Consider the following 24,745-nt stretch of genomic DNA (forward strand, 5'->3'; position numbering starts at 1 on the left):
GAATCCGTTCATGAGTTATTATAACTTTCAACAATACTTATTTGTGCGCAGCTGATGGCCTTAAAAACAACCAAAATTACGCCGACAAGAAAGATAACTGTCCATACGGTAAGCGAAGCTTTGCCACGTGCACATTATCAGCGTTGCCCCCAGTGCGATACGCTTTTTATGTTGCCGAAGATGAAATCGCACCAAAGTGCCTTTTGTCCCCGCTGCGACGCCAAAATTCGCGATGGCCGCGACTGGTCGCTAACCCGTCTCGCCGCCATGGCCGTCACCATGCTGCTGCTGATGCCCTTCGCCTGGAGCGAACCGCTGCTGAAACTCTACCTGCTTGGCGTGCGCATTGACGCCAACGTGCTGCAGGGTATCTGGCAGATGACCCGTCAGGGCGATCCCATCACCGCTGCCATGGTGCTGTTCTGCACCGTTGGCGCGCCGCTGGTGCTGGTCGCCGCGATTGCGTATCTGTGGTTTGGCAATATTCTCGGTATGAACCTTCGCCCGGTGCTGCTGATGCTGGATAAGCTCAAAGAGTGGGTGATGCTGGATATTTATCTGGTGGGCGTGGGCGTTGCGTCAATAAAGGTACAGGACTACGCCTTTTTGCAGCCCGGCATCGGACTCTTTGCTTTCATCAGCCTGGTATTGCTGAGCATACTGACGCTGATCCACCTGAACGTTGAACAGCTCTGGGAGCGATTTTACCCTCAGCGCCCCGCCACGCGTCCCGATGAAAATCTGCGCGTCTGTCTGGGATGCCACTATACCGGCTTGCCCGACGCGCGTGGGCGCTGCCCGCGGTGCCACATTCCGTTGAGACTGCGGCGCAACAACAGCCTGCAAAAATGCTGGGCCGCGCTGATCGCCTCCCTGGTGTTTCTGATACCAGCCAATATGCTGCCGATTTCCATCATTTACGTGAATGGCGGGCGTCAGGAGGATACTATCCTCTCCGGGATTATCTCCCTTGCGCACAGCAACGTCGGGGTGGCGGCGATCGTCTTTATTGCCAGTATCCTGGTTCCCTTTACCAAAGTGGTGGTGATGTTTACCCTGCTCATCAGCATTCACTTTAAGTGTGAACAAGGCTTACGGACCCGCATTCTGCTGCTGCGGTTCGTTACCTGGATTGGCCGCTGGTCAATGTTAGATCTGTTCGTGATTTCGCTGATGATGTCGCTCATCAATCGCGACCAGCTACTTGCTTTTACAATGGGACCCGCGGCTTTTTATTTCGGCTCTGCGGTGATATTGACTATTCTTGCTGTGGAATGGCTGGATAGCCGCTTACTTTGGGATGCACATGAGTCAGGAAACCCCCGCTTCGCCGACTGAAGCGAGAATTAAAACAAAACGCCGCATTTCGCCATTCTGGTTGCTGCCCGTCATCGCCCTGATGATTGCAGGCTGGCTTATCTGGACGAGCTATGAAGATCGCGGGAGTACCGTCACCATTGATTTCCAGACCGCCGACGGCATCGTCGCCGGGCGAACGCCCGTTCGCTTCCAGGGGGTTGAAGTGGGTACGGTTCAGGACATCTCCCTTGGAAAAGGGCTGAACAAGATTCAGGTGCGGGTCAGTATTAAATCTGACATGCAGGATGCCCTGCGCAGCGAAACGCAGTTCTGGCTGGTCACGCCAAAAGCCTCTCTGGCGGGCGTGTCAGGGCTGGATGCGCTCGTGGGCGGTAACTATATTGGCATGATGCCGGGTAAAGGCGAGCCGCAGGATCACTTTGTTGCCCTGGATACACAGCCCAAGTACCGCCTCAACAACGGCGATTTAATGATCCATCTGCAGGCGCCGGATCTCGGTTCTCTGAACAGCGGTTCGCTGGTCTATTTCCGCAAAATCCCGGTTGGCCGCGTGTACGATTATGCGATCAACCCGAATAAACAGGGCGTCACCATCGACGTGCTGATCGAGCGTCGCTTCACCAATCTGGTGAAAAAAGGCAGCCGCTTCTGGAACGTCTCCGGCGTGGATGCGGACCTCAGCCTGAGCGGTGCGAAAGTGAAGCTGGAAAGTCTGGCCGCGCTGGTGAATGGCGCCATTGCCTTTGACTCCCCGGAAAACTCAAGCCCCGCCACCGCTGATGACTCATTTGGATTGTACGCTGACCTGGCGCACAGCCAGCGCGGCGTGCTCGTCAAACTCGCCCTGCCCGATGCTAAGGGGCTAAAAGCGGGTTCAACGCCGCTGATGTATCAGGGGTTGCAGGTTGGTCAGCTCACCAAAATGACGCTCAACCCGGGCGGCTCGGTCACCGGCGAAATGACTGTCGACCCGAGCGTGGTCGATCTCCTGCGCGAGAAAACGCGTATCGAAATGCGCAGTCCAAAGCTCTCTCTGAACGATGCCAGCCTCAGCACGCTGCTGACCGGCAATACGTTTGAGCTCGTCCCCGGCGAAGGTGAACCCAGCAATAGCTTCGTGATTGCCCCGGCGGATAAATCCCTGCTGCAAAAGCCGGGCGTAGTGACCGTCACGCTGAATGCGCCGGAAAGTTACGGAATCGAAGCCGGTCAGCCGTTAATTTTACACGGCGTGCAGGTCGGTCAGGTGCTGGAGCGTAAGCTGTCCGCGGATGGCGTGACCTTCTCGGTCGCCATCGATCCGCAGTACAGCGACCTTGTGCACGGTGACAGCAAATTCGTGGTGAACAGTCGCGTCGACGTCAAGGTGGGTCTGGACGGCGTGGAATTCCTCGGCGCCAGCGCCAGCGAATGGGTTAACGGCGGTATCCGCATTCTGCCCGGCGATAAAGGCCCCGTGCGCGACAGCTATCCGCTGTATGCCAACCTGGAGAAAGCGATTGAAAACAGCCTGAGCGATCTTCCTACCACCACGCTGACGCTGAGCGCCGAGACGCTGCCGGACGTACAGGCGGGATCCGTGGTGCTGTATCGCAAGTTTGAAGTTGGGGAAGTGATCGCCGTTCGCCCGCGTGCGGACGCGTTTGATATCGAACTGCATATCAAACCGGAGTACCGCAAGCTGCTGACGCCAAACAGCGTTTTCTGGGCCGAAGGCGGCGCGAAAGTTCAGCTTAACGGTAACGGCCTGACCGTGCAGGCCTCCCCGCTCTCACGCGCGCTGCGCGGGGCGATTAGCTTCGATAACCTCAGCGGCGCGGGCGCGAATCTGCGTAAAGGCGATAAGCGTATTCTCTTCCCGTCCGAAACCGCCGCGCGCGCCGTAGGGGGACAGATTACCCTGCACGCGTTTGATGCAGGCAAGCTGGCGGAAGGCATGCCAATTCGCTATCTGGGCATTGATATCGGGCAGATCCAGAAGCTGACGCTGATTACCTCGCGTAACGAGGTGCAGGCTACCGCCGTGCTGTACCCGGAATATGTGCAGACCTTTGCCCGGACGGGTTCGCGCTTCTCGGTGGTCACCCCGCAGATCTCGGCCGCGGGCGTTGAGCATCTCGATACCATCCTGCAGCCGTACATCAACGTAGAGCCAGGCCAGGGCAATGCCCGTCGTGATTTCGAGCTGCAGGAAGCCACGATCACCGACTCGCGCTATCTTGGCGGCCTGAGCATCGTGGTGGAAGTGCCGGAAGCGGGCTCGCTGAGCATCGGCACCCCGGTACTGTTCCGCGGCATTGAAGTGGGTACGGTCACGGGCCTGACGCTCGGTACGCTTTCCGACCGCGTGATGGTGGCGTTGCGCATCAGCGAGCGTTACCAGCACCTGGTCCGTAATAACTCGGTATTCTGGCTGGCATCCGGCTATTCGCTGGACTTTGGCCTGACGGGAGGCGTGGTGAAAACCGGCACCTTCAACCAGTTCATTCGCGGCGGTATCGCGTTTGCCACGCCGCCGGGCACGCCGCTGGCGCCAAAAGCGCAGCCGGGTAAACACTTCCTGCTGCTTGAAAGCGAACCGAAAGAGTGGCGCGAATGGGGAACCGCCCTGCCGCGTTAATCTGACAGGCTCCGGTGTCACCGCACCGGAGCCTTTATGTTACACTGCGCGCCTGAACTTTTCCCTGTGGTGTGCCCGTGGCTCAAAACTCCGTATTTCTTCCTGAACAATTCCTGGCGCAGATGCGCGAGGCGCTTCCCTCTCACCTGTCGTTAGACGATTTTATCGCCGCCTGCCAGCGTCCGTTACGCCGAAGTATTCGCGTCAACACGCTGAAAATCAGCGTCGATGATTTTCTGGCGCTGGTCTCGCCGTACGGCTGGCAGCTTACGCCGGTCCCGTGGTGCGCCGAGGGGTTCTGGATCGAACGCGATGACGAAGCCTCGCTGCCGCTGGGCAGTACCGCTGAACATCTGAGCGGTCTGTTCTATATTCAGGAAGCCAGCTCGATGCTGCCGGTGGCCGCCCTGTTCGCCGATGGTAATGCGCCTGAGCGCGTGATGGATGTTGCCGCAGCGCCCGGCTCAAAAACCACGCAAATTGCCGCCCGGATGGGTAACCACGGGGCGATCCTCGCCAACGAGTTTTCCGCCAGCCGCGTGAAGGTGCTGCATGCCAACATCAGCCGCTGCGGTATTCATAATGTTGCCCTGACCCACTTCGACGGACGCGTGTTTGGCGCCGCCCTTCCGGAAGCCTTCGATGCCATTCTGCTGGACGCCCCCTGCTCCGGCGAAGGGGTGGTGCGTAAAGATCCCGATGCGCTAAAAAACTGGTCCGTGGAAAGCAACCTTGAGATCGCCGCCACGCAGCGCGAGCTGATCGAGAGCGCATTTCACGCGTTGCGCCCCGGCGGCACGCTGGTCTATTCAACGTGCACCTTAAACCGCGATGAAAACGAAGACGTCTGCCTGTGGCTGAAAGCAAACTACCCGGATGCCGTGGAGTTTCTGCCGCTTAACGATCTGTTTGCCTCAGCACAAGAGGCGGTCACGCCGGAGGGTTTCCTCCACGTGTTCCCGCAGATTTACGACTGCGAAGGGTTCTTTGTGGCGCGTCTGCGTAAAACGCAGGCCGTTGAGCCCCTGCCCGCGCCTAAATTTAAGGTCGGCAACTTCCCGTTTGCCCCTCTTAAAGGTCGCGATGCGGCACAGCTTGAAGCCGCCGCCAAAAAGGTTGGGCTGGTCTGGGATGAGAGTCTGCACCCCTGGATGCGTGATAAGGAGATATGGCTGTTCCCGGCACAGATCGAGCCGCTCATCGGAAAGGTCCGTTTTTCGCGAATTGGGATCCGCCTGGCGGAAGTGCATAACAAAGGCTATCGCTGGCAGCATGAGGCCGTTATCGCCCTTGCCGGATGCGAGAATACCTTTGCCCTGACGCATCAGGAAGCCGAAGAGTGGTACCGTGGTCGCGATGTCTACCCGGACAGCACGCCATCAGGCGATGAAGTAATAGTCACGTATCAGGGATACCCGCTGGGACTGGCAAAAAAGGTCGGCTCAAGGCTGAAAAACAGCTATCCGCGCGAGCTGGTTCGGGACGGCCGTCTGTTTACCGGTAACGATCGCACAGCCTGAAAAAAAGCGCATTTTTTTACTGGCGATTTTGCTCTCCTTGTCTACGATCAAAAATGGGTGATCGCACTGGTCATACCAGATTTTGACAACCGACCCGGAGAGCACTATGACGAAAACCAGCGTGCGTATTGGCGCTTTTGAGATCGACGACGCAGAGCTGCGCGGCGAAGCACAGGGCGATCGAACGTTAAGTATTCCCTGCAAATCCGACCCGGATTTGTGCATGCAGCTCGATGCATGGGATGCAGACACCAGCGTCCCGGCAATACTTGATGGCGAACATTCTGTCCTTTACCGTGAGCATTACGATAGCAAAACCGATGCCTGGGTCATGCGTCTTGCCTGACCTAAAGAGAACCCGCCCGAAGGCGGGTTATTTATTACTGCAGCTGCGCCAGCGTAAAGTAACCGTCGAAAACAGCCCCCGTATCAATGTAGTGAAGATTATTAAAATCATACCTTCTGTCGAGGGGCGTATGTCCAAACCAAAAGTGATCCGCACCGCTGATGCCCTCTCCTTTGCCCACCATAAACCCCATTAGCCTGTCGCGGTTCCATAAGACACGCTGAGCGCTAACCGGTTTTTGCCATTGGTATTCCGCAGCCGGATAATCAGCATGGGCAATTACATTCAGACCGTTCGCACAGGTTATCTCGATGATATGCGGTAAATCGCGACAGGCATCGAGCAACGACAGTGCAAGCTGTTGCTGATCGCGTTCAAGATGCGAAAACCATATTCCACCATTCATCGTCCAGAGAGAAAAATCGTTATTATCCAGACTGTCGAGAGCCATTTGCTCATGGTTTCCCCGCACGGCACGAAACCATTTTTCATGAATTAACTGCAGGCATTTAACGCTATCAGGGCCACGATCGATCACATCCCCGACTGAAATAAGTAAATCCTCATATGGGTTAAAATGACGGCGCTTAAGCTCATCCATAAGCCACTGGTAACAACCGTGTATATCGCTGACAACCCAGACGTGACGCCACATCCCACCTTCAATTCTCTGATACATAGGACCTCCTTTAAACAGTATAGCCGCCGCAGAAAAGGCAACTGACAGGCGCGGTCATCACGAAGTCAAACAAATGGTAAACCAAACAGAAATAAAGATCCTCGCGCTATTAATCCCTTTTTATTGGCTCTTTAGAATAAGGGTATAAAAAAAGAGGGGTCTTCACGTGTCTAATACGCACCTGCATAACGATGTTTTTTATCCGCATCGCACAAATATTATTTCCGAGCTGGTGAACGGCAAACGCGTGCCGGGTCCGATCTGGCGCAAACGCGAATATCGTCTGAAGTTCCTTTTACGCTCGCTTCTGTTCTGGTCTTCCACCCATCGCATGCTGGAAGCCCTTTCGGGTCGCGACGATTTCGACAGGCTGCTGGCCTCTCAAATTACGTTACCCAGCAAGACCCACCGGCAGTATCTGATGCGCGGCCTGACGGCTAACGATCGCGCCGACGCTATCGTCAACCATTACTACTGGATTGATAGCCTGAAAGAGAGCGGTCTCGCTCAGGCCCTGACCAGCCCGCAGGAGCAAACCGTCGTGCAGTTCCATGCCAAAGACGGTGTGACCTATACGGTCAGTGCTTCCTCTGCGGGAAAAGCCGAGCGCGAAGGAGAAAGCACGCTGTGGCTGCACGACAACGAGGATACGCTGCTGGCCAGCCTGACCTTTAGCGTCGCGCGCAGCAACGGTCAGCAAGTGATGGTCATCGGCGGGCTTCAGGGGCCCCGTCGCTGCGTATCGCGAGACGTCATTAAACAGGCCACCCGCGCCTGCCACGGCCTGTTCCCTAAGCGCGTGCTGATGGAAGTCCTCTTCCAGCTGGCTGCGCAGTCATCTGTCCGGGCGATTTTTGCCGTCAGCGATGAAGGGCACGTTTTCCGCGCGTTGCGATATCGCCTGAGCAAAGGCCGCCATTTCCACGCCAGCTACGATGAATTTTGGGCATCTCTGGACGGTAAAAAGCTCTCAGCCTTCTGCTGGCAGCTGCCGCTGCACATGGAGCGTAAATCCCTGGAAGAGATTGCCAGTAAAAAACGTGCCGAATACCGCCGTCGCTTTGAGCTGCTCGATGAAATAGAGGCGTCCGTGAAGTCCCACTTTTAAGCCTGGCTGGCGTTTTCGCTCACTGCGTAGTGGATGTATTCTGTTTAAAAGAGGAATGATAAAGCAGCCCACTATTGCACAGGGCGAGGGCGCTCAGTTAGCATTGCGCGAAATGAAACCGGCGAATGCGTTGGGAAAAACGCAATGCGGGCGCAAAATGAGGGACTTTGGTAATGATCTATGACTGCTTCTTATATTACGATGAAGATATGCTTCTCGAAATCAGGCTAAACACGCTAGCGGACGTTGTCGATCGCTTCGTTATCGTTGAGTCAACGCATACCTTTACGGGTAAAAAGCGGCAGCTGCATTTTGACATTAATAAATACAGCCAGTTTAAAGATAAAATTATCTATGTTGTTCATGATCAAGAGCCCATTACGAAAGCTGCCGAAGAATCGCACCCGGCTCGAGAGGTCATTCCGGGGCTGCCAGACGGCATGGTAGTGGATGCGTGGGCAAATGAAGCCGCGCAGAGGAATGCCATCATGAAGGGTTTGACGCATGCCAACGATGATGATTTGATTTTAGTTTCCGATGTCGATGAGATATTTTCACCTCAGGTGTTAGCATCGATAAACCCAAAAAAACTCTGCACCACTATTTATCAGAATTTCTATAATTATCAGTTTAACCTGCAGGTTTTTAACACTGACAACACGCCAAGAAAATGTAAATTACCGAGAGCCACCCAATATAAAAATCTCGTTAGTTTCTTTGGTGGTGAACCCGAATCATTCAGGAATCTTAAACGTACCCGAAGCGTTAAAAACTGGTCCTGGCTGAAGTGGAACTGGTTCAAGATTAACAACCGCATCATTGAAAATGGTGGCTGGCATTTCTCATGGGTAATGACACCCGAGCGCATCTCAGAAAAAATGTCGACCATATCCCATACTGAATACGATCTTCCTGAATTTAACAATCCGGAACACATCATGAAGGTCATTAAAAACGCGGAAGATATCTGGGGTCGCGACAGGACGTTAATCAAGCAAGAGCTAACGGTTGAAAACTTCCCGGAGTACATTGTCCGCCACAAAGATAAATTCAGCGCGTTCATTATTTAACTTATGGGCTGCCCTTTTGCTGGTCAGAAGACTTTTGCTCAGCGATCGCTCGGACACAAAATTTTAACAAAGATCCCAAAAAACCCTGGACGCACGCGGTCCTGAGTATGTTATGGTTTAGACAGGATATGGAATGTTCGAGAAAGTTTCGGGTGATGTAGAGTCAACACCGAACAACGCTTTGAAAAACATACAGATAAAAAGAGACCGAATACGATTCCTGTATTCGGTCCAGGGAAATGGCTCTTGGGAGAGAGCCGTGCGCTAAAAGTTGGCATTAATGCAGGCTAAGTCGCCTTGCCTTTTAAGAATAGATGACGACGCCAGGTTTTCCAGTCCACAGCTAAAGCGGCCGGAAAAAAAGCGCCAGAGCATCATTAAAAGTGAAAAACCGCAGTGCTTTCGCAAGCATCTGCGGTTTTTTATTGGAAACCCGAACGTTAGCAGAGCTTGTCGGCGCGCTCGATAAACGGTGCCAGGCTCATTTTTTGTCCCGGATGCGACGGGTCATCGATTTGAATAATGCTAATCGGCTGGCCGCTGCTCTTGCCGCTGGCTACCTGCTGCTCTGCGGTATCATTTAACGGGTATTGCACCAGCGTGCTCGGGTTGATGGCATACAGCGCATGGCCCGGACGGCAGGTCAGCATCACCTCTTCGCGATTGAAAGCCCATTTGTCCTTACCCACTTCAAAACGGCTCACGGTGATGACCTGCGGTGCGGCAAACGCGCTCCCCGTACAGGCCAGCAATATGAGAGAAAGTACTGTCTTTTTCATATGATATTTAACCTTGTCAGAAGGGTTCCCAGGTCGCAAACAGACTGACCGTTGCCAGCACCAGCGCTCCCAGCACCACTTCTGCCTGTGTCATCCTGATAAAAATCTGCTTTGCTCGTCCGGTCTCCGGACGAAACCGTGGCACCAGAAAATACCGATTTGCCAGCGCAATTACCACCATCAACGCCACCAGCGCACATTTGAACAACAAAAACCGCACGTAGCCAGCCTGCCAGGGAATATCGAGGCCCAGTATCATGAGCGCATTTATCACCCCGGAGAGCAGGACGCCCGCAACGGCGTAATGCCCCACGCGTGAGAAGCGCATCATGGTAAAGATGGCGGCATTCTGCCAGCGCCCTTTCGCCAGACGCATGCAGAACAGTAGGGGCAGTAATCCGCCAAGCCAGGTGGCGGCACATATCAGGTGAAAAGCATAATTAAGACGCTGCAGCGCCCCCGTCGGACCGTCGTTCATCGCCGCATGCCCTACCCCAGCCAGCAGGATAAGCTGGCCCATTGCGAGCAGCAGCAGCCGCGAACCTTTCAGCGGCGCAAGCCATGCGGCACTAACCGTCAGCGCAGCGAGGATCATTTGCCACAGCCAGACGCCGCCAAACCGGGTTCCCATCACGCTGAACCAGATCTGTGGCGCAAACACATCTCCCCAGCCGTTGCCCATCAATCCGCCCTGCAGCACAAACATCAGGACCGCTGCCGCCAGGCTCACTAAGGCCGCCACTTTCTGCTGCGACTGAAAACGCCGGGACAGCAGACGGTGGAGAGACGAAGGCGCAAACCAGACGCTGTAAAGCGCATTGCCAAACACCAGCATCAGCGCCCCGAAATGGATAAAGCGTAGCCCGATATAACACAGCGCCAGCATGCTATTTCACGCTAAAGTGATAGCTGCCTTTGGTTTTATGGCCGTCCACGGAGACCACATGCCAGTCCACCTGGTAAGTCCCTGACGCCAGCGTTTGTTCCAGCGGAACGGTGAGCTGAGCCTTATTATGTTCGTCGCGCGTAGCGGTTCCCGTTTTGATGACCTGCTTTTGCGCATCCGTTACCACTACACCGCTAAATCCAGGTTCGATACCTTCTGAAAAATTCAGCGTAAGTGCCTGCGGTGCGGTCACCACGCTGTCTGCTGCCGGGACCTGCTGGTTAAGATGTGCATGTGCCAGCACGGAAGGCGTCATCATTGTCGAGGCCACAAAAACCAGTGCGCAGACCGCGCGGGAAGCGGAGAAACCCATCCTATCATTCCTTTTTGTTATGTCTGTGTGCTAAAGAATAACGCTGTATAATAAACGAGTCGAGGATCATCCTGCCTCCGCTTGTCATCTTCGTGCAATCGCGGTAACGTTGCCGCCGCATAAAAAGGAGAAGGTAATGAAGATCAATCTGGCCGCCCTTCCGCAGGACGAGATGGATAAAGTGAATGTCGATCTCGCTGCCGCTGGCGTCGCGTTCAAAGAGCGTTACAACATGCCCATCGTGGCTGAAGTCGTGGAACGGGAACAGCCCGCCCATCTGCGCGACTGGTTTCGCGAAAGACTCATCGCCCACCGCCTCGCCTCGGTCAACCTCTCCCGTTTACCGTACGAGCCTAAAGTTAAATAAGCTTAACGAGTCGTTACACTTCCTTACGCGGAATCTGGCAGGATAAGAAAACCCTGATTATTTTAGGTGTATTCTTAAATCTCTGCGACTCAGTGTATAAGGAAGTCACGATGTCACATTGGAATATAGCGGCCGCCCAGTATGGCGGGCTGCATCAGACTGTAGATGACCATGTTACGCACCACCTGCGCTTCATCGCCGAAGCAGCACGGCAGCGGTGCGATCTGCTGGTTTTCCCTGAACTCTCATTAACGGGCTCTGGCTCGCCGACGTTACCTCCCCCGCCCGATGACGCGCAGCTGGAGCCGCTGCTCAACGCGGCACATCTACATCAGATTACCGTTATTGCCGGGCTCCCCCTGGAACAGAATGGCCAGCGCCAGAAAGGCCTTGTGCTGTTATCGCCCGCTCGCCATCGCATTTTGCGCTATCCGCAAGGGCGCGGTGCCAGCCTCGTGCCGGGGGATAAACACCTTACCATCCTTGATGCACATCCCTATTCGCCCAATCTCGATCCCCGGGCAACGCTTGTTACCAGCTGCCAGTCGGTGGGGGATCATCGCTGGCGGCAGTCCATCAGTAACCTGCAGCGCTTCGCGCATAAATATGCCATTGCGGTGCTGATGGCGAATGCCTGCGGCGGCAGCGCGCTGTGGGATGAAAAAGGCCAGCTGATCGTGCGCGCGGATAAGGGCGAGCTTCTGGTGACCGGCACGCTCGGCGGAGAGGGTTGGCAAGGCGATATCATTCCTTTAGGCTAGGCGTTTTAAGCTCAGGAGTTTTCAATGCTGCGCGTCATCGATACCGAAACTTGCGATCTTCAGGGCGGAATAGTGGAAGTGGCCTCTGTCGACGTGGTTGATGGTAAAATCGTCAACCCCATGAGCCATCTGGTGCGTCCCGATCGCCCCATCAGCCCACAGGCGATGGCTATCCATCGCATTACCGAATCGATGGTGGCGGATAAGCCGTGGATCGAAGAGATTATTCCTCACTACTACGGTAGCCCATGGTACGTCGCGCATAACGCCAGCTTTGACCGCCGGGTGTTGCCTGAAATGCCGGGGGAATGGATTTGCACCATGAAGCTGGCGCGTCGCCTCTGGCCGGGGATTAAATACAGCAACATGGCGCTGTATAAGTCCCGCAAGCTCAGCGTTCGTACCCCTGAGGGGCTTCACCATCACCGCGCTCTGTATGACTGCTATATCACCGCCGCGCTGCTGATTGATATTATGAATATCTCCGGCTGGACGCCGGATGATATGGCAACCATCACCGGACGCCCCGCGCTACTGACCACGTTTACCTTTGGGAAATATCGCGGGAAGCCAGTGTCCGAGGTGGCGGATAAAGACCCGGGCTATCTGCGCTGGCTGTATAACAACCTCGACAGAATGAGCCCGGAGCTGCGCTTAACCCTGAAACATTATCTGGGCGACGCCTAACGCTCCGCACGGCCTGGCAGCGTGTCCTGCGCCAGGCCTATTAAAAAGGCATATTCCAGGGCAACGCCTTCGTACGATTTAAATCGCCCTGATTTCCCTCCGTGTCCGGAATCCATGTCGGTACACAGCAGCAGCAGATTGTCATCGGTTTTCAGCTCACGCAGTTTTGCCACCCATTTTGCCGGCTCCCAGTATTGCACCTGAGAATCATGCAAACCGGTGGTGACCAGCATATGCGGGTAGGCTTTCGCCTCAACGTTATCGTACGGGCTGTACTCTTTCATATAGCGGTAGTACATCTCATCCTGCGGATTCCCCCACTCCTCAAACTCACCGGTAGTAAGAGGAATGGATTCATCAAGCATGGTCGTGACCACATCGACAAACGGAACCTGCGCGACAATCCCCTTAAAACGGTCGGGACGCTGGTTGATCGCCGCCCCCATCAGCATGCCGCCCGCGCTGCCCCCCATCCCAAAGCAGAGCTGCGGATCGCCGTATCCCTGCTCAATCAGCGCATCGCAGACGTCGAGATAGTCATTGAAGGTGTTTTTCTTTTTCAGGAATTTCCCGTCTTCATACCAGTGCTGGCCCAGCTCACCGCCGCCGCGAATATGGGCGATGGCGAAAACAAAACCGCGATCGAGCAGGCTTAACCGGCTGCTGCTGAAATCGGCGTCCATGCTTGAGCCATACGAGCCGTAGCCGTACACCAGGATAGGGTTTTTGCCTTTCTGGAAATGCGCCCGATGGTAAACAAGAGAGACCGGCACCTCCACGCCATCACGGGCGGTGACCCACAGGTGCTCGCTGCGGTAGTTTTCGGACTCAAACCCTTTTACCTCGGTCTGTTTAATCACCTGGCGCTGCCCGGTATCCATATCCAGTTCAAACAGGGTGTCAGGCGTGGTCATGGAAGAGTAACCATAGCGCAACCGCGACGATTCGGGTTCAGGGTTGAAACCAATCCACGTGACATAGGCCGGGTCGTCGAACGCAATCCCCACCACTTCCCGGGTCTTACGGTTGATTTGCCGGATACTGGTCAGCCCGCGCTGACGCTCTTCCACCACCAGCCAGTCGGTAAACAGGGTGAACCCTTCGAGCATCACCTGATCCCGCGCGGGGATAAGCACCTCCCACTTGCGCTCATCGCGCACTTTGGTTTTATAGAGACCAAAGTTTTTGCCCTCGCGATTGGAGCGCAAATAAAAGCTGTGCTGGAAGTGATCCAGGCTGTATTCGTGATCCTTGCGGCGCGGCAGGAAACAGAGCGGCTGGGCATCGGGCAGTTCGGCATCCAGCAGCAGAACTTCCGACGTCGTCGCGCTGGAAAGGAAGATAATCACATAGTGGCGTGAAGAGGTCTTATGCAGGTTGACATAAAACGTTTCGTCTTTCTCTTCATAAACCATCTCGTCGTCAGCGGAGTCCGTTCCCACGGTATGTCGCCACACCTGATAAGGCAGCAGCGTCGACGCGTGCTTTTTGACGTAGTAAACCGTCTCGGAATCGTTCGCCCAGACAAAATCCGGGGAGACGTTTTCCAGCATTTCCGGATACCAGTTGCCGGTCTCCAGATTGCGAAACCGCAGGCCGTACTGACGACGGGAGAGATAATCCTCCGCCAGCGCCATCACCGCGTTGTCAGGCGAAATGGACATGCCGCCCAGGGTATAAAACTCGCTGTGGGCAGCGCGCTGGTTGGCATCCAGCAGAATATCCCACTCATCCCATTCGGCGCTTAGCACCGACTGACGCTGGTAGATGGGATACTCATTGCCGGGCTCGTAGATATGGCGATAGCGATAGCCATTTTTGGTCCAGGGCGCGGAGATGTCGTGCTGAGGAATACGCTGCACCATTTCATTCAGCAGCTGGTCCTGAAGCGGCTGCTGGCTGGACATGACCTTGCGGCCATAGTCGTTTTCCTCGTGCAGGTAGTCGAGTACCTCTGGCCGGGAGCGCGAATCGTCCCGCAGCCAGTAATAATTGTCTATACGCGTATCGCCATGCGTGGTGATCGCATAAGGAGTACGTCGGGCTTTCGGTGGCATGTCATCATTCTTTTAAGTTTTACACCCTATAAGGTTGGCAAAACCCACGCATGATGCAAGCGAAACCGCGTCGCGACGGCGACGGCTATCCCTGTAACGCCTGTTTTTGTTCCCGGATATCCCGCTCAATGCCCTCGCGCACGTCCTGAGGGATCTTTAACGCATCGCCCAGAGCGTTAAGGTAGCTGCGCTCCATAAAGTGATCGATATCGATGGCGGCACAGCTGAGGAAATAGAGCTCCAGCGCCTCTTCCTCATTTTTCACACTTTGCGCAAGACGCTGCGGCTCGAGCGGCTGTTCTATCGCCTGCGCCACCAGCACTCTTCCCTTCTCTTCGACCCCGGCTTCGCGCAGCTGCTGCTCGATCGCCGAACGTTCTTTATCATCAATATGCCCGTCACTTTTCGCGGCAAAAACCAGCGCAAGAATGAGCCGTTCGGTACGCAGATCCAGCGGCGAGGTGTGCTCGCCATAATGCGGTTCATCGCTGTGCGCGGTCCGTACCCTGTCCTTGTATTTATTCCACAGCACGGTGCCCGCGATGGCGCCGCCGCCGACCAGCAGCGCGCCTGTACCATACTTTGCCAGCAGCTTGCGTGAGGATTTATTCGCGACCAGCAGGCCTGCCAGCCCGCCGAGCGCCCCGGGTACCAGCTGTTTGCTAAGGTCCCGTTCGCCAGACGATGTTTTTTGCCCTAACAGGGATTGCAGTTGATTTAACCAGCCAGACATGGTTTCCCTCACTTAACGGTGAACATGTTCCACAGCGTAAGCGAGCAGGCGTCAGGAAACGTCTGGCCGGGCTAAAGAAGCGCAAATTTCTGTCCCCTCGTTTAGCCATGCACAAGACAGACGCAAACGTTTTCGTTTATACTGCGCGCAACTTTTTCAGGGGGATTGTTATGATTCGTTTAGGAACTGCGCTGCGACCGGCGGCGACGCGAGTGATGCTGTTGGGATCGGGCGAACTGGGGAAAGAGGTCGCCATTGAGTGCCAGCGTTTAGGTGTGGAAGTCATTGCCGTAGACCGTTACGCCGACGCACCCGCCATGCACGTCGCCCATCGTTCTTATGTGATTAACATGCTGGATGGCGATGCCCTTCGCGAACTGATTACGCGCGAAAAACCCGATTTTGTCGTGCCGGAAATTGAAGCGATTGCCACCGAAACGCTGATCGCCCTCGAGCAGGAAGGCCAGCGCGTGGTGCCCTGCGCAAAAGCCGCAAAGCTGACCATGAACCGCGAAGGTATTCGTCGCCTGGCGGCAGAAGAGCTGGGATTGCCCACCTCGAGCTACCGTTTTGCTGGCGATAAGGCTTCATTCCTGAAGGCCGTCGAGGAGATTGGCTATCCGTGCATCGTTAAGCCGGTGATGAGCTCCTCCGGAAAAGGACAGAGCTTTATTCGCGACAGCGGCACTCTGGATAACGCGTGGGATTATGCCCAGCAGGGCGGTCGTGCCGGGGCCGGTCGCGTCATCGTCGAAGGCGTCGTGAAGTTTGATTTCGAAATCACCCTGCTGACCGTCAGCGCCGTTGACGGCGTCCATTTCTGCGACCCGATTGGCCACCGTCAGGAGGATGGCGATTACCGCGAATCCTGGCAGCCGCAGCAGATGAGCAACCTGGCGCTGGAGCGGGCTCAGGAGATCGCCCGTAAAACCGTCCTGGCGCTGGGCGGCTATGGCCTGTTCGGCGTCGAGCTGTTTGTGTGCGGTGATGAGGTGATTTTCAGCGAAGTCTCCCCTCGCCCGCATGACACCGGCATGGTGACGCTGATTTCGCAGGATCTCTCCGAGTTCGCCCTGCACGTGCGCGCGTTCCTCGGCCTGCCCGTCGGCGGTGTCCGTCAGTATGGCCCGGCCGCCTCGGCGGTGATCCTGCCGCAGTTAACCAGCCAGAACGTCACGTTTGATAACGTCGACGGGGCGGTGGGTGCAGGATTGCAGGTACGTTTGTTCGGCAAGCCGGAAATCGACGGAACCCGTCGTCTTGGCGTGGCATTAGCCACCGGGGATAACGTTGACGACGCCGTGGCGAGAGCGAAAGCGGCCGCTGCGAACGTCAAGGTAGCAGGATAAAAAAACGGGCCGTAAGGCCCGTTTTTCATACGGCGAATAGCTTACTGCTTCGCGCCTTCAACCGCTTCGCGAGCCAGTTTGGTGATGCGATCCCAGTCGCCCGCTTCCAGCGCATCCGCCGGAACCAGCCATGAACCACCGATGCAAAGCACGCTTTTCAGCGCCAGGTAGTCACGGTAGTTGGCAGGAGAGATACCGCCCGTCGGGCAGAAGCGTACCTGAGAGAATGGACCCGCAATCGCCTGCAGCGCTTTGGTGCCGCCGTTCGCTTCAGCCGGGAAGAATTTGAACTCTTTCAGACCGTAGTCCATGCCCAGCATCAGTTCAGAGACGGTGCTGATGCCCGGGATCAGCGGAATGGTGCCTTCAGTGGCGGCTTTCAGCAGCGGCTCGGTCAGGCCAGGGCTGATGGCGAACTGCGCGCCCGCTTCGGTCACTTCTGCCAGCTGCTGCGCGTTGAGAACGGTACCCGCACCGATGATGGCGTCCGGCACTTCTTTGGCGATAGCGCGGATCGCGTCCATCGCACAGGCGGTACGCAGGGTCACTTCCAGAACGCGAACGCCGCCCGCGACCAGCGCTTTCGCCATCGGTACAGCGTGCTCCAGCTTGTTTACCACGATAACCGGCACGACAGGGCCAGTGGTCAGGATTGCTTCTGCACTTGTTTTCCAGTTTTTCATCAGAGTTTTCTCTCGCCAGATCGTTAAAATCAAGTCGTCTTAAAACGTAATACAGGTTGCGCCCTGCTCCGCACCGGAGAGTTTCTCACGCAGCGCGCTGAACATTTCGCGTCCGGTCCCCACGCGCGATGCGCTCAGGTCAGGAATATGGGGCTGACGTGCAGCCAGCTCGGCTTCATCCACCAGCAGGGTTAACTCGCCCGTCTGGCCGTTAACGCGGATCATGTCACCGTCGCGCACTTTCGCCAGTAAACCGCCGTCATAGGCTTCCGGCGTTACGTGGATGGCAGAAGGCACTTTACCGGATGCCCCAGAGAGGCGACCATCGGTGACCAACGCAATTTTGAAACGGCGGTCCAATAATACACCAAGTGGTGGCATAAGTTTATGTAATTCTGGCATCCCGTTAGCTTTAGGCCCCTGGTGACGCACCACCACCACGCAGTCTTTATCAAGAAGACCGGCGTCAAAGGCGGGTAACACATCGTGCTGGCTTTCAAACACCACCGCCGGCGCTTCGATAATCTGGTTCGCTTCCGGTACGGCCGAGGTCTTCATTACCGCACGACCGAGGTTGCCGCTCAGCACTTTGGTGCCGCCGTGAGGTGAGAACGGTTTGTCGATCGTGGCAATCACCTGCGCATCAAGAGACGCGCTTGCCCCTTCGCGCCAGTCCAGCTCGTCGTTGTTCAGCCACGGCTCCTGGGTGTAGCGCTGAAGGCCAAAGCCCGCCACGGTGTTCACGTCTTCATGCAGCAGTCCGCCTTTCAGCAGCTCGCGCATCAGCAGCGGTACGCCGCCTGCGGCCTGGAAGTGGTTAATATCCGCCGGACCGTTCGGGTACAGGCGCGCCATCAGCGGCACTACAGAAGAGATCTCGGAGAAGTCATCCCAGTTAATCAGAATGCCCGCCGCACGCGCCATGGCCACCAGATGCATGGTATGGTTGGTTGACCCCCCGGTTGCCAGCAGCGCGACAATCCCGTTGACGATGACTTTTTCGTCGACCATTTTGCCCATCGGCATCCATTCGTTGCCGTTACCGGTCAGACGCGTCACCTGACGGGCTGCGGCCTCGGTCAGCGCCTTGCGCAGCGGCGCATCCGGCTGGATAAAGGACGAGCCCGGAAGCTGCATTCCCATAAATTCCACGACCATCTGGTTAGTGTTAGCCGTACCGTAGAACGTGCAGGTCCCCGGCGCATGATAAGACGCGGCTTCCGCCTCCAGCAGCGCCTGACGGTCTGCTTTCCCTTCCGCGTACAGCTGGCGAATACGCACTTTTTCTTTGTTCGGCAGACCGCTCGCCATTGGGCCTGACGGCACGAAGATCGCAGGCAGATGCCCAAACGACAGCGCCGCCATTACCAGGCCCGGGACAATCTTGTCGCACACGCCGAGGTACAGCGCGCCATCAAACATGTTGTGTGACAGGCCAACCGCCGCGGACATAGCAATCACTTCGCGGCTCAGCAGGGACAGCTCCATGCCGTCCTGCCCCTGCGTCACGCCGTCGCACATGGCAGGTACGCCGCCCGCCACCTGGCCCACCGCATTCACGCTGTGCAGCGCGTTACGGATGATAGTGGGATAGACCTCATACGGCTGGTGGGCAGAAAGCATATCGTTATAGGAGGTAATGATGGCGATATTGTTACGCAACATGCTTTTCAGCGACGCTTTATCATCAGGCTGGCAGGCGGCGAAGCCGTGAGCCAGGTTCCCGCAGGCCAGCTGAGATCGGTGGACGGTGCTGCTCTTTGCCTGTTCAATCCGGGCGAGGTAGGCCGAACGGGTCTCTTTCGAGCGCTCGATAATGCGCTGTGTTACGAGTAACAATGTCGGATTCATAAAAGCTCCTCTAAATTATCTGTCCGGCTCGGGAGTTTACAAAGTCGCTGGCAGTTGTTAACAACGCTGAAACGCTTGCTGTCCGGAGCTCAGGGGCAAAATCACTTCCGGCAGTGTAATAAAAAAAGCTCCGCGGGTGAATCCACGCGGAGCTTAAAAGTTGAAAATTGTGCCACTAGCTGTGTTAGATCATGTTACCGGTAAAATAACACTTTCGAGCTAGAGGATTATCTTACTCAAACTCGTTCCAGGAGCGGCCATCGCGGGTGATCATCGCCACCGACGCGACAGGTCCCCAGGTACCCGCCTGATACGGTTTTGGCGCATCCTGATCGGCAGCCCAGGCTTCGGTGATGGAGTCGACCCATTTCCATGCTTCTTCCACCTCATCGCGGCGCACAAACAGCGCCTGGATACCGCGCATGGTTTCCAGCAGCAGACGCTCGTAAGCATCGGCCAGGTGCGTCTGGTTGAAGGTTTCGGAGTAACTCAGATCCAGCTTGGTGGTCTGCAGGTTGTGTTTGTGATCCAGGCCCGGCACTTTGTTCAGGATCTGGATATCCACGCCCTCGTCCGGCTGCAGACGAATGGTCAGTTTGTTCTGCGGCAGCTCCTGCCAGGACTCTTTGAACAGGTTCAGTTCCGGGTTTTTGAAGTAAACAACCACTTCGGAACATTTGGCTGGCAGACGTTTACCGGTGCGCAGGTAGAACGGAACGCCCGCCCAACGCCAGTCGTCGATATCCACGCGGATCGCCACGAACGTCTCGGTGTTGCTGGACTTGTTCGCGCCCTCTTCTTCCAGGTAGCCAGGCACTTTTTTGCCTTGCGCAAACCCGGCGGTGTACTGACCGCGGACGGTCTTCTCACGCACGTTGGAGCGGTCGATGCGGCGCAGTGACTTCAGCACCTTCACTTTTGCGTCACGGATGCTGTCAGCCGTCAGGTCAGACGGTGGAGACATGGCAATCATGCACAGAATCTGCAGCAGGTGGTTCTGAATCATGTCGCGCATCTGACCGGCCTGGTCAAAGTAACCCCAGCGGCCTTCAATCCCCACCTCTTCCGCCACGGTGATTTCCACGTGGTCGATAGTGCGGTTGTCCCAGTTATTCACAAACAGGGAGTTAGCGAAACGCAGCGCCAGCAGGTTCAGTACCGTCTCTTTACCGAGATAGTGGTCGATACGGTAGACCTGGCACTCTTCAAAGAACTCGCCCACCTGGTCGTTGATTTCACGCGAGGTTGCCAGCGACGTACCCAGCGGCTTCTCCATCACGACGCGCGCCGGTTTGGCGTTCAGTTTGGCTTCGCCCAGACCTTTGCAGATGGCGCCGAAGGTGCTTGGCGGCATGGCGAAATAGTTAATGGTGACACGGTTTTTCTGATCCAGCATCGCGCCTAAGCGGGTAAACGCGCTGACGTCATTGACGTCCAGGTTGCAGAAATCGAGGCGTCCACTCAGGGTATCCCACAAACTTTCATCAATTTTTTCTTTCATGAAAGTTTCGAGCGCCTCGCGGACGACTTTGGTATAAGCGTCCTTGTCCCAGTCGGCGCGCCCTACACCCAGGATACGGGTATCCGGATGAATTTGGCCCGCTTTCTCCAGTTGATACAGGGAAGGCAGCAATTTTCGGCGTGCAAGGTCGCCTTTCGCGCCGAAAATGACCAGGTCACATGCCTGGGCTGTTTGCGTTACCGCCATGTCATTCTCCTCAGTTGGATCACCTGGTACTTCTGCCAGGTATCGTTGTAATTTTATTACAATGCACTGTACTGCTTTTACGTCATTCCCGAAACCATTAGCGCTTATCGTCGCGTGCGATAACGCGATTTTTCCCCCTCTGGAGGATTACGACGGCGCAATGACGCAACAACCGTCGTTTCTTTGCGCAACAGGGTCACGGCAAAACCCGACACCGATCAAGTAATGAAAAAAAACAACAACATTATCTTGTCGATTGTTACCCTTTATGGAAGCCACAAGGGTAATATCGGCTAAATCGAATCACGATTTCATCAATTTATGAAATCGTTTACACCCATGAGCGTGCTGTTAACATGAACATGCTGGAAAAAATCCAGTTTCAACTGGAACACCTTAGCAAATCCGAGCGAAAAGTGGCCGAGGTCATTCTCGCCTCCCCCGCTCAGGCGATTCATTCAAGCATCGCCGCTCTGGCACAGGAAGCGGGTGTTAGCGAACCGACGGTCAATCGCTTTTGCCGCAGCCTGGAAACGCGCGGCTTCCCTGATTTTAAACTGCATCTGGCACAAAGTCTGGCTAACGGCACCCCTTATGTTAATCGTAATGTGGATGAAGACGACAGCGTTGATGCCTATACCGCGAAAATTTTTGAATCGGCCATGGCTTCGCTCGACCACGTCCGCCAGTCTCTGGACATGAGTTCCGTGAATCGCGCGGTGGATTTGCTCACCCAGGCCAAGCGGATTGCGTTCTTTGGTCTCGGGTCGTCTGCGGCCGTGGCGCATGACGCCATGAACAAATTTTTTCGCTTTAACGTCCCGGTTATTTATTCCGATGACATTGTGCTGCAACGCATGAGCTGTATGAATTGCAGTGAAGATGACGTCGTGGTGCTGATTTCGCACACTGGCCGCACTAAGAGTCAGGTAGAGCTGGCGCAGCTGGCCCGTGAAAACGATGCCATGGTGATTGCCCTCACCACGGCAGGCACGCCGCTGGCCCGTGAGGCGACGCTGGCGATCACCCTCGACGTGCCGGAAGACACCGACATTTATATGCCGATGGTTTCCCGGCTGGCGCAGCTCACCGTGATTGACGTGCTGGCGACCGGTTTTACCTTACGTCGGGGCGCAAAATTCAGGGATAACTTGAAGCGGGTCAAGGAAGCGCTGAAGGAATCGCGTTTTGATAAAGAATTGCTTATAAAGAGCGATGTTCCCTGATAGTTGATAACGAAGACGTAACCAATAATTACGATGTAACGATTTACGGCATTCGGTCCACTCTCCGCTGCCTTGCAGCAGATGAAGACCGATTCAATGTTCACGCAACACCAAAGTTGTTTCAGTCAACGGAGTATTACATGTCCAGAAGGCTTCGCAGAACCAAGATCGTAACCACCTTAGGCCCGGCCACCGATCGCGATAATAATCTTGAGAAAATTATCGCCGCCGGCGCCAACGTGGTGCGTATGAACTTCTCTCACGGTACGCCAGAAGACCATAAGTTACGTGCCGATAAAGTGCGTGAAATCGCAGCAAAACTGGGCCGCCACGTGGCTATCCTTGGCGATTTGCAGGGTCCAAAAATTCGTGTATCGACCTTTAAAGAGGGTAAGGTTTTCCTCAATATTGGCGACAAATTCCTGCTTGATGCCAACCTGGGCAAAGGCGAAGGCGATAAAGAGAAAGTCGGTATCGACTATAAAGGCCTGCCGGCTGACGTGGTGCCAGGCGATATCCTGCTGCTCGACGACGGTCGCGTACAGCTGAAGGTGCTGGAAGTTCAGGGCATGAAAGTGTTCACCGAAGTCACCGTCGGCGGCCCGCTCTCCAACAATAAAGGCATCAACAAGCTGGGCGGCGGCCTCTCTGCAGAAGCGCTTACCGATAAAGACAAAGCGGACATCGTAACTGCCGCGCTGATCGGCGTTGACTACCTGGCCGTCTCCTTCCCGCGCTGCGGCGAAGATCTGAACTATGCGCGTCGCCTGGCACGTGATGCAGGCTGCGATGCTAAAATCGTCGCGAAAGTTGAACGCGCCGAAGCCGTTTGCGATCAGGATGCCATGGACGATGTGATCCTCGCGTCTGACGTGGTGATGGTTGCGCGCGGTGACCTGGGCGTGGAAATCGGCGACCCTGAGCTGGTAGGGATCCAGAAAGCGCTGATCCGTCGCGCACGTCAGCTGAACCGCGCGGTGATCACCGCCACTCAGATGATGGAATCGATGATCACCAACCCAATGCCAACCCGTGCAGAAGTCATGGACGTGGCTAACGCCGTGCTGGACGGTACCGATGCGGTCATGCTCTCTGCGGAAACCGCTGCGGGCCAGTATCCGGCAGAAACCGTGGCCGCCATGGCGCGCGTCTGCCTGGGCGCTGAAAAGATCCCTAGCATCAACGTCTCTAAACACCGTCTGGACGTGCAGTTCGACAACGTGGAAGAAGCGATCGCGATGTCTGCGATGTACGCGGCAAACCATCTGAAGGGCGTTACCGCGATCATCACCATGACCGAATCTGGCCGCACCGCGCTGATGACCTCTCGTATCAGCTCTGGTCTGCCGATCTTCGCCATGTCCCGTCACGAACGTACCCTGAACCTGACGGCGCTGTACCGCGGCGTGACGCCAGTTCACTTCGACAGCACCAATGACGGCGTAGCTGCGGCGCACGATGCCGTAAACCTGCTGCGCGACAAAGGCTATCTGGTGTCCGGTGATATCGTCATTGTGACCCAGGGCGACGTGATGAGCACCATCGGCTCAACCAACACCACGCGCGTTATGACCGTCGAGTAATAACGTCTGTGTTAAAAAGCCCTCTCCAGATGGAGAGGGCTTTTTTTATTTCCTCGGATAAAGCTCTTTGCGTTTATAGGGCTCTGTTTCACCCGGCTTACGCGTTTTAAGCAGCTTCAGGATCCACGTGTACTGTTCAGCATGCGGCCCCACCAGTATTTCCACCTCTTCGTTCATTCGACGCGCGATGGTGTGGTCGTCAGCGGTCAGCAAATCATCCATCGGCGGACGGACCTCAATACTCAAACGATGCGTTTTGCCGTCATAGACCGGGAATAGCGGAATCACGCGGGCACGACAGACCTTCATCAGACGGCCAATCGCGGGGAGCGTCGCTTTATAGGTCGCAAAGAAATCGACAAACTCGCTGTGCTCGGGGCCGTGGTCCTGATCCGGCAGATAATAGCCCCAGTACCCCTGACGTACCGACTGAATGAAGGGCTTAATGCCATCGTTACGCGCATGCAGACGTCCGCCAAAACGACGACGCACCGTGTTCCAGACAAAATCGTAGATTTTATTTCCCTGGTTATGGAACATCGCCGCCATTTTCTGGCCCTGAGACGCCATGAGCATCGCCGGAATATCAACGCCCCAGCCGTGGGGGACGAGGAAAATGACTTTCTCGTCGTTGCGGCGCATCTCCTCGATGATGTCCAGCCCTTTCCAGTCAACGCGATCGACGATTTTATCCGGCCCTTTCAGCGCCAGTTCCGCCATCATCGCCATTGCCTGCGGGGCAGTGGTATACATCTCATCAATGATTGCCTCGCGCTCGGAGTCGCTTTTCTCAGGAAAACAGTAGTAGAGGTTGATCTGCGCGCGGCGGCGGGCGCTCTTGCCTAAACGCCCGGCCAGACGGCCAATTTTCCCCAGAACAGGATCGCGGACGGAAGCCGGCAGCAATGCCATCCCCGCAAAGGCGTAAACACCAAGCCAGGCACCCCAGTTGCGCGGATGGCGGAAGGATTTTTCAAACTCAGGAATGTATTCAATATTGTTTTTTTGGGTTTCCATGCTGGATCCAGGGTCTGATGAC

Annotated in this window: 22 protein-coding genes; 12 read left to right on the forward strand and 10 right to left on the reverse strand. The window is 55.7% G+C overall.

Going from position 1 to position 24,745, the window contains the following annotated elements; translation table 11 throughout:
* Window positions 1-54 precede the first annotated feature (54 nt).
* From yebS to P346_RS15140, 4 genes are all read left to right on the forward strand, one after another.
* On the forward strand, window positions 55-1,338 hold the full coding sequence (gene yebS, locus P346_RS15155) for a membrane integrity lipid transport subunit YebS (RefSeq protein WP_023312213.1): 1,284 nt from the start codon (window positions 55-57) through the stop codon (window positions 1,336-1,338).
* Entirely contained in the window at window positions 1,307-3,940 is a 2,634-nt protein-coding gene (locus P346_RS15150; protein WP_032658520.1) for a PqiB family protein, read from the forward strand. The genes yebS and P346_RS15150 overlap by 32 nt, the downstream gene beginning before the upstream one ends.
* A gap of 77 nt (window positions 3,941-4,017) precedes the next feature.
* Window positions 4,018-5,460: a 16S rRNA (cytosine(1407)-C(5))-methyltransferase RsmF gene (gene rsmF, locus P346_RS15145; RefSeq protein ID WP_032658523.1), complete on the forward strand. Its 1,443-nt coding sequence runs from the start codon at window positions 4,018-4,020 to the stop codon at window positions 5,458-5,460.
* A 106-nt stretch (window positions 5,461-5,566) separates the two neighbouring features.
* The gene (locus P346_RS15140) at window positions 5,567-5,806 is read left to right on the forward strand and encodes a YebV family protein (RefSeq protein WP_008500472.1); all 240 of its coding nucleotides are present in this window, start codon (window positions 5,567-5,569) and stop codon (window positions 5,804-5,806) included.
* Between the two features lie 34 nt (window positions 5,807-5,840).
* Here the strand turns inward: P346_RS15140 and pphA are convergent, their stop codons facing one another.
* Window positions 5,841-6,485, reverse strand: coding sequence for a protein-serine/threonine phosphatase (gene pphA, locus P346_RS15135; protein ID WP_032658525.1), 645 nt, complete (start codon window positions 6,483-6,485; stop codon window positions 5,841-5,843).
* 166 nt (window positions 6,486-6,651) lie between these two features.
* On the opposite strand from pphA, the gene P346_RS15130 reads away from it, so the two are divergent.
* Both P346_RS15130 and P346_RS15125 read left to right on the forward strand, forming a co-directional pair.
* Complete coding sequence (locus P346_RS15130; protein WP_032658527.1) at window positions 6,652-7,593, forward strand: VirK/YbjX family protein; 942 nt, start codon at window positions 6,652-6,654, stop codon at window positions 7,591-7,593.
* A gap of 173 nt (window positions 7,594-7,766) precedes the next feature.
* Window positions 7,767-8,663: a benzoate transporter gene (locus P346_RS15125; RefSeq protein ID WP_032658530.1), complete on the forward strand. Its 897-nt coding sequence runs from the start codon at window positions 7,767-7,769 to the stop codon at window positions 8,661-8,663.
* A gap of 440 nt (window positions 8,664-9,103) precedes the next feature.
* Here P346_RS15125 and P346_RS15120 read toward each other — a convergent pair whose 3' ends face one another.
* The 3 genes from P346_RS15120 to yobA are packed head-to-tail and all read right to left on the reverse strand — an operon-like array spanning window position 9,104 to window position 10,701.
* The gene (locus P346_RS15120; protein WP_032658532.1) at window positions 9,104-9,442 is read right to left on the reverse strand and encodes a YebY family protein; all 339 of its coding nucleotides are present in this window, start codon (window positions 9,440-9,442) and stop codon (window positions 9,104-9,106) included.
* A gap of 16 nt (window positions 9,443-9,458) precedes the next feature.
* Entirely contained in the window at window positions 9,459-10,328 is an 870-nt protein-coding gene (gene copD / locus P346_RS15115) for a copper homeostasis membrane protein CopD (RefSeq protein ID WP_032658535.1), read from the reverse strand.
* 1 nt (window position 10,329) lies between these two features.
* Window positions 10,330-10,701, reverse strand: coding sequence for a CopC domain-containing protein YobA (gene yobA, locus P346_RS15110; protein WP_032658536.1), 372 nt, complete (start codon window positions 10,699-10,701; stop codon window positions 10,330-10,332).
* Window positions 10,702-10,837: 136 nt separating this feature from the next.
* Between yobA and P346_RS15105 the strand changes: the two genes are divergently transcribed.
* From P346_RS15105 to exoX, 3 genes are all read left to right on the forward strand, one after another.
* Window positions 10,838-11,068: a DNA polymerase III subunit theta gene (locus tag P346_RS15105; protein WP_013096102.1), complete on the forward strand. Its 231-nt coding sequence runs from the start codon at window positions 10,838-10,840 to the stop codon at window positions 11,066-11,068.
* A gap of 110 nt (window positions 11,069-11,178) precedes the next feature.
* On the forward strand, window positions 11,179-11,829 hold the full coding sequence (locus tag P346_RS15100) for a carbon-nitrogen hydrolase family protein (RefSeq protein ID WP_032658538.1): 651 nt from the start codon (window positions 11,179-11,181) through the stop codon (window positions 11,827-11,829).
* A gap of 24 nt (window positions 11,830-11,853) precedes the next feature.
* The gene (gene exoX, locus P346_RS15095) at window positions 11,854-12,516 is read left to right on the forward strand and encodes an exodeoxyribonuclease X (RefSeq protein ID WP_010432611.1); all 663 of its coding nucleotides are present in this window, start codon (window positions 11,854-11,856) and stop codon (window positions 12,514-12,516) included.
* Here the strand turns inward: exoX and ptrB are convergent.
* Together ptrB and P346_RS15085 are read right to left on the reverse strand one after the other, a co-directional pair.
* Window positions 12,513-14,573, reverse strand: coding sequence for an oligopeptidase B (gene ptrB, locus P346_RS15090; protein ID WP_032658541.1), 2,061 nt, complete (start codon window positions 14,571-14,573; stop codon window positions 12,513-12,515). The two genes, exoX and ptrB, sit on opposite strands and share 4 nt — an antisense overlap.
* Before the next feature lie 85 nt (window positions 14,574-14,658).
* Window positions 14,659-15,306, reverse strand: a complete 648-nt coding sequence (locus P346_RS15085; protein ID WP_032658543.1) for a tellurite resistance TerB family protein — start codon at window positions 15,304-15,306, stop codon at window positions 14,659-14,661.
* 170 nt (window positions 15,307-15,476) lie between these two features.
* On the opposite strand from P346_RS15085, the gene purT reads away from it, so the two are divergent.
* A complete protein-coding gene (gene purT / locus P346_RS15080; protein WP_032658546.1) occupies window positions 15,477-16,655 on the forward strand; it encodes a formate-dependent phosphoribosylglycinamide formyltransferase in 1,179 nt (392 codons plus the stop codon).
* A gap of 41 nt (window positions 16,656-16,696) precedes the next feature.
* Here the strand turns inward: purT and kdgA are convergent, their stop codons facing one another.
* The 3 genes from kdgA to zwf all read right to left on the reverse strand — a co-directional run bounded on the left by kdgA (window position 16,697) and on the right by zwf (window position 20,897).
* Window positions 16,697-17,338, reverse strand: a complete 642-nt coding sequence (kdgA, locus tag P346_RS15075; RefSeq protein WP_014884307.1) for a bifunctional 4-hydroxy-2-oxoglutarate aldolase/2-dehydro-3-deoxy-phosphogluconate aldolase — start codon at window positions 17,336-17,338, stop codon at window positions 16,697-16,699.
* Window positions 17,339-17,377: 39 nt separating this feature from the next.
* On the reverse strand, window positions 17,378-19,189 hold the full coding sequence (gene edd / locus P346_RS15070; RefSeq protein WP_032658549.1) for a phosphogluconate dehydratase: 1,812 nt from the start codon (window positions 19,187-19,189) through the stop codon (window positions 17,378-17,380).
* 232 nt (window positions 19,190-19,421) lie between these two features.
* The gene (zwf, locus tag P346_RS15065; protein ID WP_023312228.1) at window positions 19,422-20,897 is read right to left on the reverse strand and encodes a glucose-6-phosphate dehydrogenase; all 1,476 of its coding nucleotides are present in this window, start codon (window positions 20,895-20,897) and stop codon (window positions 19,422-19,424) included.
* A gap of 356 nt (window positions 20,898-21,253) precedes the next feature.
* Between zwf and P346_RS15060 the strand changes: the two genes are divergently transcribed.
* Both P346_RS15060 and pyk read left to right on the forward strand, forming a co-directional pair.
* Complete coding sequence (locus P346_RS15060) at window positions 21,254-22,123, forward strand: MurR/RpiR family transcriptional regulator (protein WP_023312229.1); 870 nt, start codon at window positions 21,254-21,256, stop codon at window positions 22,121-22,123.
* A 140-nt stretch (window positions 22,124-22,263) separates the two neighbouring features.
* Window positions 22,264-23,706 (forward strand): pyruvate kinase, encoded by a 1,443-nt coding sequence (pyk, locus tag P346_RS15055; RefSeq protein ID WP_008500455.1) that lies wholly within the window; start codon window positions 22,264-22,266, stop codon window positions 23,704-23,706.
* Between the two features lie 45 nt (window positions 23,707-23,751).
* On the opposite strand, the gene lpxM is transcribed toward pyk, so the two are convergent.
* Entirely contained in the window at window positions 23,752-24,723 is a 972-nt protein-coding gene (lpxM, locus tag P346_RS15050) for a lauroyl-Kdo(2)-lipid IV(A) myristoyltransferase (RefSeq protein ID WP_032658552.1), read from the reverse strand.
* Window positions 24,724-24,745: the final 22 nt, after the last annotated feature.

It is taken from the genome of Enterobacter sp. DC1 (genome assembly GCF_000568075.1).
Lineage (GTDB): Bacteria > Pseudomonadota > Gammaproteobacteria > Enterobacterales > Enterobacteriaceae > Enterobacter > Enterobacter asburiae.

Excerpts from the sequence above, each read along its gene's own strand:
- yebS (WP_023312213.1), top strand. The coding sequence starts at position 55 with ATGGCCTTAAAAACAACCAAAATTACGCCGACAAGAAAGATAACTGTC.
- P346_RS15150 (WP_032658520.1), top strand. The coding sequence starts at position 1,307 with ATGAGTCAGGAAACCCCCGCTTCGCCGACTGAAGCGAGAATTAAAACA.
- P346_RS15140 (WP_008500472.1), top strand. The coding sequence starts at position 5,567 with ATGACGAAAACCAGCGTGCGTATTGGCGCTTTTGAGATCGACGACGCA.
- pphA (WP_032658525.1), bottom strand. The coding sequence starts at position 6,485 with ATGTATCAGAGAATTGAAGGTGGGATGTGGCGTCACGTCTGGGTTGTC.
- P346_RS15125 (WP_032658530.1), top strand. The coding sequence starts at position 7,767 with ATGATCTATGACTGCTTCTTATATTACGATGAAGATATGCTTCTCGAA.
- P346_RS15120 (WP_032658532.1), bottom strand. The coding sequence starts at position 9,442 with ATGAAAAAGACAGTACTTTCTCTCATATTGCTGGCCTGTACGGGGAGC.
- copD (WP_032658535.1), bottom strand. The coding sequence starts at position 10,328 with ATGCTGGCGCTGTGTTATATCGGGCTACGCTTTATCCATTTCGGGGCG.
- yobA (WP_032658536.1), bottom strand. The coding sequence starts at position 10,701 with ATGGGTTTCTCCGCTTCCCGCGCGGTCTGCGCACTGGTTTTTGTGGCC.
- P346_RS15105 (WP_013096102.1), top strand. The coding sequence starts at position 10,838 with ATGAAGATCAATCTGGCCGCCCTTCCGCAGGACGAGATGGATAAAGTG.
- P346_RS15100 (WP_032658538.1), top strand. The coding sequence starts at position 11,179 with ATGTCACATTGGAATATAGCGGCCGCCCAGTATGGCGGGCTGCATCAG.
- exoX (WP_010432611.1), top strand. The coding sequence starts at position 11,854 with ATGCTGCGCGTCATCGATACCGAAACTTGCGATCTTCAGGGCGGAATA.
- ptrB (WP_032658541.1), bottom strand. The coding sequence starts at position 14,573 with ATGCCACCGAAAGCCCGACGTACTCCTTATGCGATCACCACGCATGGC.
- P346_RS15085 (WP_032658543.1), bottom strand. The coding sequence starts at position 15,306 with ATGTCTGGCTGGTTAAATCAACTGCAATCCCTGTTAGGGCAAAAAACA.
- purT (WP_032658546.1), top strand. The coding sequence starts at position 15,477 with ATGATTCGTTTAGGAACTGCGCTGCGACCGGCGGCGACGCGAGTGATG.
- kdgA (WP_014884307.1), bottom strand. The coding sequence starts at position 17,338 with ATGAAAAACTGGAAAACAAGTGCAGAAGCAATCCTGACCACTGGCCCT.
- edd (WP_032658549.1), bottom strand. The coding sequence starts at position 19,189 with ATGAATCCGACATTGTTACTCGTAACACAGCGCATTATCGAGCGCTCG.
- zwf (WP_023312228.1), bottom strand. The coding sequence starts at position 20,897 with ATGGCGGTAACGCAAACAGCCCAGGCATGTGACCTGGTCATTTTCGGC.
- P346_RS15060 (WP_023312229.1), top strand. The coding sequence starts at position 21,254 with ATGAACATGCTGGAAAAAATCCAGTTTCAACTGGAACACCTTAGCAAA.
- pyk (WP_008500455.1), top strand. The coding sequence starts at position 22,264 with ATGTCCAGAAGGCTTCGCAGAACCAAGATCGTAACCACCTTAGGCCCG.
- lpxM (WP_032658552.1), bottom strand. The coding sequence starts at position 24,723 with ATGGAAACCCAAAAAAACAATATTGAATACATTCCTGAGTTTGAAAAA.